A 19,216-nucleotide genomic window follows, 5' to 3' on the forward strand; every position below is an offset into this window, starting at 1 on the left:
GTATAAAATATATACTCTATTGCATTTTATGGAAAAAATTAGTATTATGGAATAAAGGGGAGAAGATTATGGAAGAAACGGTTTTAAATTTGATAATGCATACGGGAGAGGCTAGAATGTATGCTGCGGAAGCAATTTCATCAGCAAAGAGCAATGATTATATAAAAGCTAAAAAATTGATACAAAAAGCTAATGAAGAACTAGGGTACGCACATAATTCTCAAAGTTCAATCATTCAAGGGGAAAAAGAGAAAGAGAATAATGAAATATCATTATTATTAATGCATGGCGAAGATCATCTAATGACAGTCATGCTATTTATTGATATAGCAAGAGAAATAGTAGAAGTTTATGAGAAATTTTCAAACATATAGCTAATAGTTAAAGATGTCATATAAAATTTATAAATCTCTTCAAATATAAATTTTATATTTTTTTACACAATAAGTGTTAAAGTGAATATATTAATATCAAATGGAAGAATAATAATCTTATTCACAAAATCCATTATATATTCATATTTTATGAATATAAATAAACACTTGGAGGTAAAAATAATGAGCGGAAGAGTAAGCGTATGTTCTATATGTCCAAAGGAAAATGAGCAAATTGATGCAGTTATTAGAATAAATAAAGAAAGAAGAAGCGTTATCTATGGAACTATCCTTGATGAAAATGGAGATCCAGTAGCTGATGCAGTAGTTAAATTATTACAAGTATGTAACAAAGGATTAGTTCCTTTAACTCACACTTTTACAGATCAATTTGGACAATTTTTGTTAGGACCTTTATGTCCAAATCAAAAATATATGTTGAAGATTTATAAAGATAATATAACAATCAGATATGAACCTATTAATGCATCTTGCTATGAAGGAAAATGCATAGGTGTTCAAGGAAGAAATTCAAGACGTAATTCTCGTAATGAGGACTGTGACGATTAATTAATAACTGCAGGTGAAAATAGAACAGTATAGTTGATATAATATAAAAAGTTCTCTTTTAAAGAGAACTTTTTATGTTATACTTAATTTATTGAAAATAATAGTCTGCTAATAAAACAGGGGGATATATGGAAAGTATATTGTTATACATAGTGTCTATATTTTTCGTAATAGGTGCTATTGATTATATAGAAGATAATAGATTTAAATTAGGTTCATCATTTGAAGCTGGAATAAAATCCATGGGGTCATTAGCTTTATCAATGATAGGTATACTGTCGCTAACTCCATTTTTATTAGATCAGATTAGTAATGTACTAATAACCATATCTAATAAAATATTGATAGATCCATCGATTTTTTTAGGTAGCATAATAGCAGTAGATATGGGAGGATATAATTTATGTTCAAATTTAGCGAATGATAGTAGCATGAGAATATTTTCAGGTATATTAATATCATCCATATTAGGATGTACCATAAGTTTTACACTTCCGCTTTCTATTGGCTTAGTAAAGAAAGAAGAACTTGATAGTTTATTTAAGGGAATATTATGTGGTATTATTGCTATGCCAATAGGATTGTTTGTTGGTGGTTTGATGCTAAAAATATCAATTATAAAAATAATATATAATCTGCTTCCTATAATTTTATTATCAATCTTTATTGGAATGGGAATACTATTTAAAACAAGCCAGACAGTTTTTATATTCAATTTATTGGGAAAAATAATAAGATTCATAGGAATGATAGGAATAATAGTTCAAGGTGTTAAATCTATATGTGGGGTAGAGCTTTTAAAGAATATAATGCCTATTCAGGAAGTACTATTAACAGTTGGAAAGATAGCTATCTTCTTGAGCGGAGCATATGTAATGATTGAGTTTATAAAAAAGGCTCTAAATAAGTATCTAAAATTTATAGAAAGTAGAGTCAAAATAAATCAAGACTCAATATTAGCATTAATAGGAAGTTTGGCATCTGCAATAATTATTTTCGATAGTTTTGAAAAATTAGATTACAAAGGAAAGGTGATATGTTCAGCTTTTTCAGTAGGAGGAGCATATGTATTTGGAGGGCAGCTTGGTTATGTTGCGGGAGTTGAACCAAGTATGCTTAATGTATATGTGATAACTAAGCTATTATGCGGAATAATTGGCGTTATTATTGCGATTATATTTCTTAAATATGAAAATAAAGGTTGAGGTATAAATAAATTATGAAAAATAAAATTAGGTATGGAATTATTTTTTTTATTGCATTTCTAATAGTAATTATAAGCATAAATTTAAATGAACCAAATAAAAATGATAAGGTAAGGGGAACTATACAGATCTGGGCAAGTGAGAATACATACAATTATTTAATGGAATGTGCTAATAACTTTATGGAGTCTAATGAAAAAGTTAGTATTAGTGTTAATAAGATTGATGATTATAATTCATTAAAAAGTAGTTTGGAAAATGATAAATCAAATGATGTAAAAATATTTGAAGCAAGTGAATATGAGCTTAGTAAATTAGGATTAGATAAATTTAATTATTATAATCCTGACGAAACAATTTTATCTGTGTATTCAAATAATTTTTCATCATATAGGCTTAAACAAGTTAAAGATAATAATAAAATAATAGGAGTGCCGTTAACATCTAGACCTCTGGGATTATATTTAAGAGAGGATTTGTTAGAGGAATATGGGTATAAAAGTGATGATTTTAACACATGGGATGATGTAATTAGAATTGGAAATGATATATACAATAAAAGTAATAAAAGTGTAAAAATATTAAATGCAACTAATCAGGATTATTATGATTTATTAGATCTATTGATAATGCAAAATTTAGATAAGGAAAAAGACAAAGTAAAAGAAGATGTAAATTCACAGTTAGAGGCATTAGATAACAATAATATTTTAAATAGAAGTAACAATAAAGAATATCTAGGAAAGATATCATCAATTAATGGACTAAAGGAAACTCTTGATTCAGATGAGAAATGGAGAATAGTTACGCCTCCAAGCAATGGACTAGGAAAAAATAAATTTTTCTCATCTAAAGGAACAGAATTATATGTATTGAACACAAAAAATGATAATAGTAAATTAATTGATAAATTTATTATATTTGTATTAAGTAATAATAAAGAAACTGTAAATTATATAAGTTCAGGAGACTTTTTCTCAAGCTATCTATATACTTATAAAGATAAGGATATAGAAAATCCTATTGATAACTTTAATGGTCAGAATCCATTAATCGTATTAAGCAATATTGAAGAAAAGGCATATACCATTAATGATTATAATAAATATTTAGAGATAAAAGAAGACTTTGGATTTTGATACTATCCAAAGTCTTCTTTTACTTTCCGAGAAGATCATAAATTTTCTCATAAGCATTTAGTGTATTAAGTGCAGTTTTGTTCCAACTAAAATTTAAACTTCTCTCATATCCTTTTTTAGAAAGAGAAAGTCTTAAATTATCATCATTAAGAAGGCATGCTAGCTTATCTGATAAGTCATCATCATCATAAGGATCTATAAGAAGTGCATTATCAGAAGTGACCTCTGGAATAGATGATATATTAGATGTTATAACTGGTACGCCACAACTCATTGCTTCTAGTGGTGGAAGACCAAATCCTTCATAATATGAAGGGTATACAAAAGTATCACATCCATTATAAATAATAGGTAAAATATTATCTTCAACAAATCCACAAAATATTATTTTATCTTGCAAGCCTTTATCTTTTACAAATTTAAATAATTTTTCACCTTCATCCTTTAATGAGCCACCAATTAATAATTTATATTCATTATTTAAATATTTATATATATTTCCAAATGAGTTTATTAACCCAAAGACATTTTTTCGTGCACTAAATCCTCCTAAATATAGTATATAAGAACTATCAAAATTATATTTTTTATTGATAAATGCTTTGCATTTTAATTTATCTAATGGTTTATAGTTTGAATTAGCTGCAAGTGGAGTTACAAATATTTTCTCTTCAGGATAAAAACTAAAATATTTTAATATGTCTTTTTTTGAATATTCTGATACAGTTAAAATACCAGAAGCATTTCGTATTATTCTAGGCATGTCTCGAAGGAAACGTTCTAAATATCCTTTTCCTACTGTTTCAGGCATAAGATATGGAATCAAATCGTGGATAGTAACTATGGTTGGTATATCAGAATCAAAGTCGAAACCAATTCCGTTTTGAGGAATATGATATAATTTGACGTCCAAATCTTTCAATTTTTTAGGTATATAACAGTTCTCATAAAATCCACCATGTCTACCAGATGAATATATTATATTAGAATTTTGAGAGTCAAATTTATTATTAAATTTTCCACAGCAAAATAAAGTATATTCATTAGATGAAGATAATGATAGAAGCTCAGAGAGAAGATTATTTGTATAAGTACCAATTCCTGTACCCTCATATAAGGTAGCACCACGTGCATCTATAGCAATCTTCATAAAACACCTCATAAATAATATCATTAGTATAGAATATTAATCTGGTTTTATTTTGGTGATTATAAATCACAATAAAATATTTATAGACATATAATAAAAAGAATAATTTTTAGTGGGAATATTTATGAAAGAATGTATAGATACAATTAGAATTAAGGATTATATTGAAAAAAATTATAGTTTAAATGTAAAAGATGTAGAAAAAGTGAAAAACAGCTATAGGGTAATCACTGAGGATAGGGGGTATTGTCTTAAAGTAATTAACTATGAATTTTCTCACTTCTATTTTATTTTATCTGCAATGAAGCATCTACAGAAAAATCAATTCAAAAATATACCTCAGTTTATTTTAAATAAGGACAATAAAGAATACGGTAGCTTGGATGGAAAGTATGTTTATTTGACAAAATGGATACCATCAAGAGTAAGTAATTATGATAATCCTATAGAATTAAGTAGGATATCTACTAAATTAGGAGAATTTCATGAATGTAGTAAAAATTTTAGATTAGACCGTAAGATGAAGCCAAGAATAGGGTGGTTTTCATGGGAAAAGGTTTTTAGTACAAGAAGAGATGAGATACTTGATTTTAAGAAAAGAATAAATCAAAAGGCATATAAATCTGATTTTGATTTATTATACTTAGAAAATATTAACTTAGAAATAAAGAGAGTGGAAGAAAGTATATTAGGACTTAGTAGAAATAATTATTTTGAATCTATGCAGAAAGAAGTATTTAAAGGTGGTTTTTGCCATCATGATTATGCACATCACAATATACTTGTTGATGATGATGGGAATTTTAATGTTATAGATTTCGATTACTGTATATTGGATTCACATTTACATGATTTATCTTCACTATTGATCAGAAGTATGAAAGATGGAAAGTGGGAAAAAGAAAAAGCAGATTTAATACTAGAATCATATAGAGAAGCAAATGATATACAGAATTATGAATTGCCTTTAATTAGAGAATTTATTAGATTCCCACAATGTTTCTGGCAGTTAGGTATACAAGTATATTGGGAACAGCAACCTTGGGGTGAGGAGTTTTTTATTAATAAGCTTGAGAAATATTTAGATGATATTAAAGACAGGGAAGAGTTTATTGATACTTACTTTAAAGGAGGAGATTAAAATAGATGTAATAATGATAACTGAAAATCTAAATAAAGAAAATGTAAATGTTACGAATAAATATTTTTCTCATAAAAAGGATTTTAATATAAAAGATATTAAGGGACAAATTAACTTAATTATAGATATTCATAAAATATTGATGAAATGTGAATTTGACGGATTAAGCAGGATAGAAAGCAAGATAGGAAGAGAAGTTGAAGGATATAAGGTTCAATTAAAAAGAATAAAGCGTGATTATAACGAACTGATTATGAAAACAAATAAAAATGATATAGATAAATTTTTAATATTTGAAGGAAAGAATATGATAAATCAAGCTAGTGTAGCTTTAGATAAGATTTATGATGATAATTATCTAAGCATCATAAATAGAAGTATGAATAGAAAAGAAATATGCTTAGGAAGAGTTGATGATGGAAATCTAAGAAAAGAAAATGAACAATTAGAAATAGGTTCATTAAAGGGGATTTCATATAACTTAATTGAAGAAGATTTGTATAAGTATATAAAGAAGATACAGAAGAAAAATTTATATATAGATGAAAATGAAGTAATAGATTTGTTTGTGAGAGCATCACATTTAGCATATGGCAGTATTAATTATTTAAAAGGATTATGTATATATCCTAGAGATTTCTTAAAAAATTGGGAACGCTACAGGCAAGCTAAAAGCAATAAAACATATGAAGAATATTCTATTGAATTTGAAAAAATAATGAAATATGAATTTAGGAATATTCGAAAATAGAGATTTAGTTTGTTAGGAGTGAGTAAATGAAAAAAATAAAATATGCACATAAAAATACTTTATGTGAATATGATTTGAGTTTAGACTTTTTTAAAGAATTAGGAATTAAGATAAATGATGTTGTTCCACTTAGAAAAGTTTTCTTATTATATACAGATGAAGGAAATAAAATATTAAAAAAAGTAAATTATGATATAGATAGGATTAATATAATAAGTGACTCTTTAGATTATATAAAAAAGAAATATAATAATGTTATTGCTTTTGATAAATTAAAAAATAGTTTAAATTATATACAATGGAAAGGTAATTTATACGTTGTAATGGATTTATTACAAGGAAGAGAAGCGACTTTTTCTAACCCTATCGAAATTGAACTTTGTGCAGAAAATCTTGCAATGCTCCATAATGCATCAAATGGCCTTAAGGAATATTTAGAAAAAAAATACTCTAAAAACATGATGGATATTTCTTTAAAAGATAAATTCACAATGTCATACGATAATTTATGCAATTTGAAGGAAATGGTTAGTAAATACAAATATAAAAATCAGTTTGACACATTATTTATGGAAAATGTGGACAAATATTTGGATGAGATAGTTAATGTAAATAATAAGCTAGAGAAAAGCTCCTATATCAGTTTGAGAAATATGGAAGACAAGATTTCAATATGTCATAATGATTTGGCATATCATAATTTTCTTATTAATGATAGAGATGTCAATATATTAGACTTTGACTTTATGACTATAGATCTGAGGGTTATAGATATAGCAGATTTTATATTAAAATCAATAAAAAATGTGGCCTTTGATATAAATAAGATGATTCTTGAAATAAATTCATATGAAAAGATTAATAAATTATCATTAGAAGAAAAAGAAGTTTTGGGGATTCTAATAGAATTTCCAAGAGATTTTTATTCAATAGTAGATGATTATTATAATAAAAGAAAGTCTTGGGATTATGATGTGTTTTTAAATAGATTATTAGGAAAACTAGATAATGAAAGCTTTAGATATGAATTTTTAGAAACTTATAATAAAATGCTAAATAAAGATGTCTCACAAAATAAATAAGGGACGTAGTAAGTTTATATGATAATACCCGAAAAGAAGCTCTCATGTTATGCTCGATTGCTACAAAAAATAAGCTAAGAATTCAAACATGCAGACTTGCATCCACAACTGTTTGCTCCAATGTAAAATTGGACAAACAATTGTGGAACAAGTCTACATGCAAGAATTCTAAAGCTCATTTTTTGAATGCAATTCTCCGCACAACAAGAGAGCTTCTTTTCTTTGTTTCATCTAAATTATAGTACCGGTGTTATGCTGCTATAAATATAATCATATTTAAGATTCAAAAATAATTATTTATAGATGTTAAAGATTTAAAAAGTTAATATCTTATCCTTAAAAAATGGCATATCATAAATAAATGAAATACCTAGTCATATATATTTGTAGGCATTGAATAATACTCAAAACATAAATTAGATTTCTATTATTTTAGAAAAAAACAAAGAAATTCAATATATGAATAGGCGTAGTATTGTATTGGAAATTTTGGCTTTTAAATTCTTTGGCAGAGGCTGTTCCAAAATTGTTTGTCCCAAAACTTGCTTTTTGGAGCAAACATTTTTGGGTGCAGCCTCTGCCATTAGAATTTTTAGCTGAAATTTCCCTACAATCGAGCCTATCATATATTGAATTTCGGTTGTTATCCACTAAACTCTGATTCTACGTCACTTATTTATTAGGTGAAGCATCTTCTATTATTGATTTATAAGCGTTTATTGTTTTAGTAGCTGTTTTATCCCAGGAAAAATCATTACTACGAGTCAAACTTTTTTTAACCATTGTGAGTTTTAGCAAGCTGTTGCTTAGAACTCTTTCTATATCGTATGACAATAGATCTATATCATTTGGATCGATTAATAAAGCAGACTCATAACATACCTCAGGAAGGGATGTTACATTAGAAGCTATAACTGGTGTTCCACAGGCCATTGCTTCTATTGGAGGTAGTCCAAATCCTTCATAAAAAGAAGGATATACTAAAACTTCTGCTGCATTATAAAATAGAGGCATATCTTGCAATGGAATGAAGTCTGTAAATATAACTTTATCAGCAATTTTAAGTTCTTCAGTTCTAGATTTATACATTTCATATGCAGGACCTTTTCTACCTGTTATAACTAATTTAAAATTATCCGTTAACTTTGAGGGGAGCCTAGAGTATGCTTCTATTAATCCAAGAATATTTTTTCTAGGACTAAATCCTCCAACATAAAGTATAAAATCTTCTTCAATTCCATATTTATTTGTTATAAAGGTTTTGCTCCTACATTTACTCAAAGGTTTATAAATTTTTTCAGCAGCCAAAGGTGTTACGAATATTTTTTCTAAAGGAAAGTTAAATTCTTTTGCAATGTCAGTTTTTGAAAACTCTGATACTGTAATTATTCCATCACAAAGGTCAATTATTTTTGGAAGTTCTTCGTTAAAAATTTTAAGATATCTATCACTAACCGTTTCAGGCATTCTGAGTGGAATAATATCATGTAATGTAATAACTTTTTTGCATTCAATGTTTTCTGAAAGTCCAACTCCGTTTTGAGGGATATGATAAAGCTCTATATCAATGCTATTTAAGATGTTAGGGACTTTTACATTTTCCCAAAAGTTTTCAGAACATACTGATTCAACAGACTGGATTCTAAAATTTTCATTTAGATTATTTAATGAATCACATTCTGGCATAAAAACTAAATAATCGTTGATGGAGTCAGTGTTATTAAGGCTTCTTATTAATTCATGAGTGTATGTGCCAATGCCCGTACCTCTGTACCATTTAGCAGCCCTACCATCTATTCCTATTTTCATCACTAAACCCTTTCAAAGTATTTATCTTAATGTATTATATTAAAAGAATAGAAAAATTGTTAATAAAAGAAAAATAATTCACATATAAATATACAGGAGGTGAGAGAGTATGATGAGAGAATTTGAAATTGAGAGGCAGTTTGATATAAAGATAGAAAAACTTAAGGCCAATAAAGGTGTTTATTATCTCAAAACTGATAAGGGTGAGAGATGTTTAAAGAAAATAAATTATGGACCACAAAAATTATTGTTTGTTTATGGGGCAAAAGAACATCTTGCTAAAAACGGTTTTACTAATTTGGACAAATATTATTTGAATATAGATGATGAACCTTATGCATTAGTAAACGAGGATTTATATACTTTATCAGAATGGCTAGATGGGAAAGAGTGTGACTTTCACAACATAGAGGAAGTAAAGATGGCTGCTAAAACATTAGCAGAGCTCCATGAGGCTTCAAAGGGGTATGACCCACCTGAAAATTCTAAGCTTAAAAGTGATCTTGGAAGATGGCCTCACTTAATGGAAAAAAGAATAAAATCATTTGATAAGATGAGGGATATGGTTAGAAAGAAGAATATAAAGAATGATTTTGATATAGCGTATATACAATCGATGGACTTTTATAAGGAAATTGGTAAAAAGGCGTTAGATACATTAAAAAGTTCAGCATATTATGAATTATGTGCAATAGCAGAAGTAGATAAGAGCTTTTGTCACCATGATTATACCTATCATAATATAATTTTGAGTCCTAATAAGGATGTATATGTTATAGATTTCGACTATTGTAAAAGAGAAGTTAGAATGTTTGATATCAGCAACTTCATGATAAAGGTTTTAAAAAGAGTTGACTGGAATTTTGATTTCGCAGCCGCTATTCTTGAAGAATATAATTCTGTCTCAAAACTATCAAAAGATGAATATAAAGTTTTATTTGCGTATCTTCAATTTCCGCAAAGATATTGGAGGCTTGCTAATAGATACTATTATAATGAGGTTAATTGGGCACAAAATACTTTTGCAGGTAAACTAAATGGAATAGTTGAAGAACAGGAATTATTCTTAAAATTCCTAGAAAAGTTTAAAAGTGAGTATAACATATAGTAATAAAGATATAATCCTTATTAACTTACTGTATTGTAAGTTATAAGGATTATTATTTATTTAAATAATATTTTACAGAGAAAGTTATTTATAAGCATATACTATGAAACCTTTGATGATAATTTCCATATTATAAAATGAATAATATATTTAGGAGTAATATAATGGATATAGGAGATATTGTTGTAAGACGCTCTTATGGTAAGGATGTAACGTTTAAAATTATAGATATTAAATATAAAAATGGAGAGAAAAATTTTATCTTAAAGGGAATTAATATAAGAATAATAGCTGATTCTGCAATTGAGGATTTAGAAGAAATTAAAGAAGATAATAAGAATGATATTGGATCTAAGGATAAAATCTTAAATACAAGAGTAAGCGAAGCAATAAATAAAGCGATGGTTTTTAGAGGAGAACTTAGAGACAAAGTTGAAAAAGCCCCCAAAATAAAAAATAAAGATGAATTGATGTTTGGGAGGCCAGGGAAAATCCTACATGTTGATGGAGACAGTGAATATATGGAGACATGCTTAAAGGTATATAAGCAACTATCATTAGATGCTATAGGAAAAGCTATACCAGAGAATGAACAACCTGATGTTATAGTAGATTTAGTTAAGGAAGTAAAGCCGGATATAGTAGTTCTTACTGGTCATGACAGTGTAATTAAAGAACCAAAAGATTATTTGGATTTAAATAATTATAGGAATTCAAAATATTTTTTGAAATCTGTTGAGAATCTAAGAAATTATAATTCAAGCTATGATGAATTGGTGATTTTTGCAGGAGCCTGCCAAAGTTGCTATGAAAGAATATTGGATGTTGGAGCAAATTTCGCTTCATCTCCTAGCAGAGTACTTATACACTGTTTAGATCCAGTATTTGTGTGTGAAAAAATCGCATATACACGAATTGATAAGGTAATATCTATAACAGATGTTATTGAAAATACAATAACAGGAATTAAAGGTGTAGGTGGATTACAAACACGTGGCAAATATAGAGAAGGATATCCTAAATCGCCATATATCTAATTTATTTTTTAACCCAAAAGAATCTATATCAAAATTACTAATTAAATTTCATATAGATTCTTTTTTTTATAAGTGTTATTTATATTTAAATCAAATATAAAAAAAGAATAAAAAGAAAAGTATAACTGAATAGTTAAATATAAAGAATTTATTGATAAATTCTAGAAAATATACGAATAAAAATAATAAAATAAACAGATACTAAAAATATCTTAATATTTTATTTATAATATTTATTGACAAGTGCCATAATAGGTGATAAAATTAAAATTTTATTTGACAAATATTTATATTATGATATAATATAAATTGGAAAGAGGGTGTTTAATATGGAAAACACTAATACCATTGCAACCATAAAAAGTGATATAAGTAAACACTTAGGGCAAAAGGTTACTCTTAAAGCTAATGGAGGAAGAAAAAAGATATTAGTTAATGATGGAGTAATTGATAGTGTATATCACAACATTTTTGTTATTAGATTAAAAGATGACACCCAAAGGAAAGTGACTTACAGCTATTCAGATGTACTAACAAAAACGGTGCAGTTAGTATTTCCAAGTAGTGTATAAACTTCGATATATATATCGGAGTTTTATTTTTTTATAGAAAATAAAACATAAAAAAAGAAAGATGGTGGGTTTCCATCTTTCAACTATGGTATAAAAGGGTATTGAGAATTTATGAGAGGTTATATGGTCAATAACCACTTATAATGATATATTATTATAAAAAAAATGTCAATATTTTTTGAAAAAAAATAGAAGAACATCAAAACTTAGATATATTGGACATAAAGTATCATATTATATTCAAAAGATGAGTATTTTGTAAAAAAAAATTTTTAAATTTATTATAGTGCTTGTCATAAAACAATTAAAGTTTATGTATAAATGAATAGTAGTAGTTTTATGGGAGGTATTTAAAGATGTCAGATATAGATGTTATAAAGGAAAATGTACAATTCGAGCAATTGATTAGAGAAAATAGTTCAAACATAGTCTTAAAGGATGAATACTTAATTCCAGATACTCATCCTGATGTTCAAGAAATATTATGCATTGAGTCACGCCCAGTTATTATAAGCAAAGAATTAGTAGGAGATAAAATAGTACTAGAAGGAAAGGTTGAATATACCGCTATATATTTAGCTAGAGAAGATGGGTTAGTTGCTAATTCTGTTAGCTATACTCAAAAATTTACAAATAATATTGATTTGAATCAAGGTGAACATACAGTTATTTGTGAGGTTGAGGCTAAGGTAGAACATATTGAAGCAATGATAATGAATGAGAGAAAGATATCTATTCAAGGAATCTTAGGAATTGAATGGGAGCTTTATAAGAGCAAAGGGTTTGAATTTGTAAAGGATATTGAGGGGAATGATGAGGTTCAAGTACTTAAAAAAACAGAGACAATAAATAGAATACGTGCTAGTGAAGAAATAGAGCTTGATGGAAAGTCAATGATTAGAGTGGGAATGGATAAACCACAAATAAATAAAATTTTAAAATGTTCATTATTATTGCATAAAAAGGAAATTAAAATCGTAGAGGATAAAATATACATTGGATGTTATTGTAAAATAAACATATTGTATAAGGGAGACGAATATAAAGACATAATTTGTTTAGAAGATGATGTTTATTTATCAAAAGAAGAAAGTATAGATGGCATAACATCAGACATGATACCATCAATATTTTTTGATATAGTCGATGATGAGATTTTACTAGAAGAAGATGATTTAGGCGAAGTTAGAATAATAAATTGTGATTTTCTAGTTAAAGCAAATGTAAAGATATTTTCTAAGGAAAGCATTGATACTATCAAAGATGCATATTCACCAAAATTTTTAATGGGGCTTAGAAAAGATCAATATGAAGTTGGAATGCTTCAAGGTGCAAATACTACAGAAGCAATTGTAAAAGATGGTATTCAATTAAAAGAAAATGATTTGAGACCAGAACAAATTATATCCACAAATGCTACTGTTATTTTAACAGATAAAGAAGTTAAGAAAGACAGAGTTGAAGTTGAAGGTATAATTAAAGTAGATATATTATATAAAACGACAGAAGAAGATAAGTATCTATCAGATATAAAGGCTGAAATTCCATTCACAACCATGATAGATATATTGGGGTCAGATACTGGAATGAAGTCAATAGTAAGAAGCAGCTTAGAAAATATTGAATCATTTTTGGAAAGTAATAGCATATCAGTAAAAGCAACAGTTGCATTATCAGCAAAAGTGCTTTATGAAGTTCAAAAGGAGTTTATTTCTGATGTAACTGAAGAAGAGGGGGAACAACCAGAAAAGAAAGCTAGTATAACAATTTATGTTGTTGGAGAAGGAGATACTCTTTGGAAATTAGCAAAGAAGTATAATACAACAATTGATGAGCTAGTTAAGATTAATTCAATAGAAAATATCGATTATATTGAGGTAGGAAGTAAATTAATAATACCAGGAAGAGCAAAATTTTAGAAAAATATTTTAAGAAGAGTTATTAAATAATTTGGAGATTATTTAATAACTCTTCTTTTATAAAATTTATAACTGGACTACCAGTTTACTTTTAGTATACATCTATTTTTTTGAATAATTATCTTGTTAGTGGAAACAATATGAAATGCATCATGATATGAGGTGAGTAATATTGAAAGAACTATTAAGTGGAAATTTAATAATTATTGGTGGAGCTGAAGATAAAGAAGGAAGAAAAGAGATACTAAAAAAAGTTTGTAGTTGCATTGATAAGGATAAAGATATTTTATTAGTAGCAACAATAGCGACAGAATATCCCAAAGAAGCAGCCAATAAGTATAGAAAAGTTTTTGAAGAATTAGAAGTAAAAAATATAAAAATATTAGATATTAGTGAAAGAAGAGATGCTTTTGAAGAAGAAAATAAAAATTTGATAAAAGAAGCATCACTAATTTTCTTTACAGGAGGAGACCAATTAAGAATAACTAGTTTAATTGGAGGAACTTCTGTTTATGATGCGTTGAAAGATGCATGTGAGCTAGGTGCATATATAGTGGGGACATCAGCTGGAGCATCTGTTATGAGTGATACTATGATTGTTCAAGGTGATGATGAAGACTCGCCAAGAAAATGCACTTTAAAAATGGCACCAGGGTTAGGGTTAATTAAAGATGTTATAATAGATCAGCATTTTGCCCAAAGGGGAAGAATAGGAAGGTTATTAACAGGTATTGCACAAAATCCAGAAGTATTAGGAATAGGAATTGATGAAAATACTGCAATAATAGTTGAAAAGAATGGAATGATAGAAGTTATTGGAGAAGGGGCTGTCTATTTTGTAGATGGTAGTAAGATTACATATACAAATGTTTCAGAACTAAAAAGTGATGAAATTTTAAGCATGCATAATGTTATATTACATGTACTCACAGAAAATAATAAATTTGATCTTATAAAAAAGATGCCTTTTGAGGAGGAAAAAACTAGCTATGAAAATAATACAAAAGAGAATATATGAAGGGAAAAATATATATTCTCATAAAAAATGTATAAGGATAGATGTAGATTTAGAAGGTTATTGTGAAACTCCAAGTAATAAGATACCAAATTTTAATTTTAATCTGCTAAAAATTATTCCAGAATTAAATGAACATAGATGTGGTATTGATGAAGATCGTGGATTCGTTAAAAGACTTGAAGAAGGAACTTATTTAGCACATGTATGTGAACATACTATTATTGCATTGCAAAATAGATTAGGCATTGATGTTGCATATGGAAAGGCACGTGAGATAGAGGGAGATTTCTATTATATTATTGTACAATATGAATATAAAAAAACAACTTTAGAAATTATCAATTTAGCGATTGATTTAATGAATTCGTTAATAAAACAAGAAGCAATAAATTTTGAAGAAAGACTCTCTTTTGTAAGAAGTATTTTATTGAAAGAAGAAATAGGTCCTAGTACAAAAGCTATATGTAATGCTGCAAAAGAATATAATTTACCAGTGATTCAATTGGCTAATAGTGGTATTTATCAAATCGGATATGGAAAAATGGGAAGGCTTATTGAAGCTACAATAGGAGAAAAGACTAGTTGTTTATCAGCAGATATATCATGCGATAAATTATTAACAAAACAATTGTTAGAAATTCAAAATATACCAGTGGCACAAGGCTATAAGGTTTTTAATATTGTAGATTTATTAAAAAAGGCAGATGAAATAGGATATCCAGTTGTGTTAAAACCACAATTTGGAAGTAAGGGGAAAAATGTATTACTTAATATACAAAATGAAAAGCAATTATTAAAATCATATGAAGTATTAAAAAAAGAAATTAAAGATATAATAATAGAAAAATTTTTTGTAGGGAAGGATTATAGAATTTGTTTAGTAAATTATAAAGTAGTAGCTGTTTCTTTAAGAATGTCACCATCTGTTATTGGTAATGGAAAAGATAATATAAAGACTTTAATAGAAAGGTTAAATGAAGATCCCCGAAGAGGAGAAGATCATGAAAAACAATTAACCAAAATAAAGATTGATACTGAATTACTATTATCGTTGAAAAAAAGAAATTTATCATTAGATTACATACCAAGGATGGATGAAAATATAATTTTAAGAGAAAATGCTAATATATCTACTGGAGGCATTGCAATAGATTGTACTGATGATATATGTGAGGAAAATATAGATTATTGTATACGTGCAGCTAAAGTATTAGGGTTAGATATTTGTGGTATAGATATATGTGCAAAAGATATAGGTATACCTATAGATTTTAATGATGGGATAATAATGGAGATTAATGCTGCTCCAGGAATAAGGATGCATGAATATCCATGTGAAGGAAAAAAACGTGATGTTGGAAAGTCAATAGTTGAAATGTTGTATAATGGACATCCTAAAAATATACCTGTTATATCTATAACTGGTACTAATGGAAAGACTACAACATCTAGATTGATAAATCATACATTAAGTATGATAGGATATAATGTTGGAATGACTTGTACAGAGGGAATATATATTAATAAAAAATGCATACATCATGGTGATGATTCAGGCTTTGATAGTGCTAAAGCTGTGCTATTAAACAAGGATGTTGATTTTGCAGTATTAGAGACAGCAAGAGGTGGTATAATAAAAAAGGGGTTGGCTTATAATCTAGCAGACGTAGCGATTATAACTAATATAACAAATGATCATCTTGGACTCAATGGAATTAATTCCATTGAAGATTTAAGCTTTGTAAAATCATTAGTTGGAGAAGCTGTTAAAGAAGATGGGTATGTAGTTATAAATGCAGATGATGAATACAGTAGGAAAATAATTCCGAGAATAAAAAGTGAAAAAATATATTTTTCTAAAAATAAAAATAATGAGCTTGTTAAAGAAAATATAGTTAATGGAAAAATAGCTATATTTGTAGAAGATAATAAAATAGTTGCTATAAATAAAAATAAGAAATATGAGATCATAGAAAATGATAAATTACCCATATCATACAATGGAATGCTTGAATATAATATTGAAAATGCCATGGCTGCATGTGCAGCATTAGTAGGATTAAAAATAGATTATTGTGTTATAAGTAAGGCATTTATGAATTTTGAACTAAATGGATCTGAGAATTCTGGAAGATTTAATGTATATGATTATAATGAAAGAAAGATAATCTTAGATTACGGTCATAACTTTGAAGGATATAATGCAGTATTGAATTCTTTAAATAAAATCAAAAATAAAAATAATATAATAGGAGTTATTGGAGTTCCAGGAGATAGACAAGATGAAATGATAGACCAAATAGGAGCATTATGCTCAGAAAATTTAGATAAGATAGTAATAAAAGAGGATATTGATAAGCGTGGAAGAAAAGAAGGAGAAATAGCCGGCTTATTAAGTCAATCTATATTAAAGAGAAATAAAGAAATTAAACCAAGAATTTGTTTAGATGAAGTGAAAGCATTAAAAGAAGCATTAAACATAAGTAAAAGAGGGGATATAATTATTGTATTCTACGAAAAGCTTAGGCCACTTTTAGATTTTATAAACAATAATAAAGAAATAAATAATGAATCAGATTTAAAATATGGTGATATATAAAAATAATATTCCAACAACTAAATTAGACAGGATTTTTTACCTATGATACAATAATATAAAAAATGTAAAGAAAGGGTATTAACATGAAAATTAAGGCTTATGCCAAGATAAATATTTCTTTAGATGTTGTTGGAAAAAGAGAAGATGGATATCATTTATTAGAAATGATAATGCAAACAATAGATTTATATGACATAGTAGAAGTAAAAAAGGTGAAAAATGGCATACAGTTAGAATGTGATAAATATTATGTTCCTACAGATGAAAGAAATATAGCTTATAAGGCAGCAATGATTTTTAAAGAGCATTTTGGAATAGATGAAGGTGTTTATATTAATATAAAGAAGAATATTCCAGTCTCTGCCGGGTTGGCAGGTGGAAGCACAGATGGGGCCGCAGTTTTAAAACTTATGAATAAGATATTTAACATCAATGCGTCAGATGAAGAACTAAGAAAAATGGCTGTTAAGTTAGGAGCTGATGTTCCGTATTGCATTAATGGAGGTACAGCATTATGTGAAGGAATTGGTGAACAAATTACACAATTAAAACCTTTTAAAGATAAGATTTTAGTTTTAATTAAACCTCCTTTTGGAGTATCTACTAAAAATGTTTATAAAGAATTTGACTTATCTAAGGTAATACTTCACCCTAAGACTAAAGAGCTAATAAAAAATATGGAAGAAGATAATTTAGAATTTGTTGCAAATAATATGAAAAATTTATTAGAGAATGTTACTTTAAGAAGACATAAAACTATAGCTAATATAAAAGAAGGCGCTAGAATGAAAGAATGTTTAGGCACAATGATGAGCGGTAGTGGGCCAACTGTTTTTGCTTTCTTTGATGATATGTATAAGGCTCAGTTATGCTATGATTATATGAAGGATAAATATAAAGATGTATTTATAACAAGAACAATTTAATACTTAGATGTATAAAACACCTCCTAGTGGTAATAATTTCAACTACAAGGGGGTTTAGTTATGAAAAAATTGAAATGTAAATATTTATTATTAATATTAATTTTGAGCTATATTACAAATATACTTATGAGTTGTGATATAAATTTAGATAAAGCTAGTACTGTAAATTTTATAAGTAATAAAAATAATTTAACGGTTCAAGAAAGCAGCACAAAACTAAGAGTATTAAATTATAATGACGTAAAGGATTCGTTAATTAGATTTCATGTTATTGCAAATAGTGATACTGATGAAGATCAAGCATTAAAGATAAAGGTAAAAAATAAAGTGATAGAATATTTATATCCATATCTTAGTAACTCTTCATCTATAGAAGAATCAAGAAAAATAATTATAGATAATGAAGATAAGGTTAAACAAATTGCTCAAAAAGTTATTAAAGACAACAACTATAGTTATGGTGTAAAATTAGAATTGTCACATGAAAACTTTCCTGAAAAATCATATGGTAATATAGTACTACCGCAAGGAAACTATGAGGCTTTTAGAATAATCATTGGAAGTGGACAAGGAAGAAATTGGTGGTGTGTTATGTTTCCGCCATTATGCTTTGTAGATGAATCTAAGGCGGAGGTACAGTATGATAAAACAGAAGAAAGTTTAGCTAAAGTTGAAAAAAAGGATAAGAGCGATAGTGAGAATAATAAAATAGAGACTGACAAACAAGAAATAAAATATAAGTTTAAGATTGTTGAAATATTGAAAAGTATATTTTGACAATTAAAAATAAAGCATAAATTTATAAATATTAGAATG

The 19,216-nt window shown here is 27.3% G+C and carries 17 protein-coding genes; 15 read left to right on the forward strand and 2 right to left on the reverse strand.

Features of this window, described 5'->3' with window-relative positions; all coding sequences use genetic code 11:
• The first annotated feature begins 68 nt into the window (after positions 1–68).
• From CNEONATNEC86_RS02440 to CNEONATNEC86_RS02455, 4 genes are all read left to right on the forward strand, one after another.
• A complete protein-coding gene (locus tag CNEONATNEC86_RS02440; protein ID WP_058293656.1) occupies positions 69–374 on the forward strand; it encodes a PTS sugar transporter subunit IIA in 306 nt (101 codons plus the stop codon).
• 183 nt (positions 375–557) lie between these two features.
• The gene (locus tag CNEONATNEC86_RS02445; RefSeq protein ID WP_058293657.1) at positions 558–944 is read left to right on the forward strand and encodes a carboxypeptidase-like regulatory domain-containing protein; all 387 of its coding nucleotides are present in this window, start codon (positions 558–560) and stop codon (positions 942–944) included.
• 128 nt (positions 945–1,072) lie between these two features.
• Complete coding sequence (gene eutH / locus CNEONATNEC86_RS02450; protein ID WP_058293658.1) at positions 1,073–2,149, forward strand: ethanolamine utilization protein EutH; 1,077 nt, start codon at positions 1,073–1,075, stop codon at positions 2,147–2,149.
• 14 nt (positions 2,150–2,163) lie between these two features.
• Positions 2,164–3,288, forward strand: coding sequence for an ABC transporter substrate-binding protein (locus CNEONATNEC86_RS02455; protein ID WP_125147978.1), 1,125 nt, complete (start codon positions 2,164–2,166; stop codon positions 3,286–3,288).
• Positions 3,289–3,307: 19 nt separating this feature from the next.
• Here the strand turns inward: CNEONATNEC86_RS02455 and CNEONATNEC86_RS02460 are convergent, their stop codons facing one another.
• Positions 3,308–4,438 carry a glycosyltransferase family 4 protein gene (locus CNEONATNEC86_RS02460; protein WP_058293660.1) on the reverse strand — a complete coding sequence of 377 codons (1,131 nt, stop codon included), beginning with the start codon at positions 4,436–4,438 and terminating at the stop codon, positions 3,308–3,310.
• A 124-nt stretch (positions 4,439–4,562) separates the two neighbouring features.
• On the opposite strand from CNEONATNEC86_RS02460, the gene CNEONATNEC86_RS02465 reads away from it, so the two are divergent.
• Genes CNEONATNEC86_RS02465 through CNEONATNEC86_RS02475 form a run of 3 tightly spaced genes read left to right on the forward strand, consistent with a single transcriptional unit; the run spans position 4,563 to position 7,412 of the window.
• Positions 4,563–5,579, forward strand: a complete 1,017-nt coding sequence (locus tag CNEONATNEC86_RS02465; RefSeq protein WP_159135469.1) for a CotS family spore coat protein — start codon at positions 4,563–4,565, stop codon at positions 5,577–5,579.
• The gene (locus CNEONATNEC86_RS02470) at positions 5,551–6,330 is read left to right on the forward strand and encodes a spore coat protein (RefSeq protein WP_159135470.1); all 780 of its coding nucleotides are present in this window, start codon (positions 5,551–5,553) and stop codon (positions 6,328–6,330) included. Before CNEONATNEC86_RS02465 ends, CNEONATNEC86_RS02470 begins: the two co-directional genes overlap by 29 nt.
• Before the next feature lie 26 nt (positions 6,331–6,356).
• Complete coding sequence (locus CNEONATNEC86_RS02475) at positions 6,357–7,412, forward strand: CotS family spore coat protein (RefSeq protein WP_058293663.1); 1,056 nt, start codon at positions 6,357–6,359, stop codon at positions 7,410–7,412.
• A gap of 672 nt (positions 7,413–8,084) precedes the next feature.
• On the opposite strand, the gene CNEONATNEC86_RS02480 is transcribed toward CNEONATNEC86_RS02475, so the two are convergent.
• Positions 8,085–9,221, reverse strand: coding sequence for a glycosyltransferase family 4 protein (locus CNEONATNEC86_RS02480; RefSeq protein WP_058293664.1), 1,137 nt, complete (start codon positions 9,219–9,221; stop codon positions 8,085–8,087).
• Between the two features lie 109 nt (positions 9,222–9,330).
• On the opposite strand from CNEONATNEC86_RS02480, the gene CNEONATNEC86_RS02485 reads away from it, so the two are divergent.
• The 8 genes from CNEONATNEC86_RS02485 (at position 9,331) to spoIIR (ending at position 19,177) form a co-directional block, all read left to right on the forward strand.
• A complete protein-coding gene (locus CNEONATNEC86_RS02485; protein WP_058293665.1) occupies positions 9,331–10,329 on the forward strand; it encodes a CotS family spore coat protein in 999 nt (332 codons plus the stop codon).
• A 164-nt stretch (positions 10,330–10,493) separates the two neighbouring features.
• Positions 10,494–11,366 (forward strand): sporulation peptidase YabG, encoded by an 873-nt coding sequence (yabG, locus tag CNEONATNEC86_RS02490; protein ID WP_159115534.1) that lies wholly within the window; start codon positions 10,494–10,496, stop codon positions 11,364–11,366.
• Positions 11,367–11,695: 329 nt separating this feature from the next.
• The gene (locus CNEONATNEC86_RS02495) at positions 11,696–11,938 is read left to right on the forward strand and encodes a Veg family protein (protein WP_058293667.1); all 243 of its coding nucleotides are present in this window, start codon (positions 11,696–11,698) and stop codon (positions 11,936–11,938) included.
• 356 nt (positions 11,939–12,294) lie between these two features.
• Positions 12,295–13,857 (forward strand): DUF3794 and LysM peptidoglycan-binding domain-containing protein, encoded by a 1,563-nt coding sequence (locus CNEONATNEC86_RS02500; protein WP_159115535.1) that lies wholly within the window; start codon positions 12,295–12,297, stop codon positions 13,855–13,857.
• Between the two features lie 172 nt (positions 13,858–14,029).
• A complete protein-coding gene (locus tag CNEONATNEC86_RS02505; RefSeq protein WP_058293669.1) occupies positions 14,030–14,875 on the forward strand; it encodes a cyanophycinase in 846 nt (281 codons plus the stop codon).
• Positions 14,847–17,474 carry a cyanophycin synthetase gene (gene cphA, locus CNEONATNEC86_RS02510; protein WP_159135471.1) on the forward strand — a complete coding sequence of 876 codons (2,628 nt, stop codon included), beginning with the start codon at positions 14,847–14,849 and terminating at the stop codon, positions 17,472–17,474. Before CNEONATNEC86_RS02505 ends, cphA begins: the two co-directional genes overlap by 29 nt.
• Positions 17,475–17,557: 83 nt before the next feature.
• Complete coding sequence (ispE, locus tag CNEONATNEC86_RS02515; protein ID WP_058293671.1) at positions 17,558–18,400, forward strand: 4-(cytidine 5'-diphospho)-2-C-methyl-D-erythritol kinase; 843 nt, start codon at positions 17,558–17,560, stop codon at positions 18,398–18,400.
• A 60-nt stretch (positions 18,401–18,460) separates the two neighbouring features.
• Complete coding sequence (gene spoIIR, locus CNEONATNEC86_RS02520; protein WP_058293672.1) at positions 18,461–19,177, forward strand: stage II sporulation protein R; 717 nt, start codon at positions 18,461–18,463, stop codon at positions 19,175–19,177.
• The last annotated feature ends 39 nt before the right edge of the window (positions 19,178–19,216 follow it).

Source organism: Clostridium neonatale, assembly GCF_900465025.1.
GTDB classification, from domain to species: Bacteria; Bacillota; Clostridia; order Clostridiales; family Clostridiaceae; genus Clostridium; species Clostridium neonatale.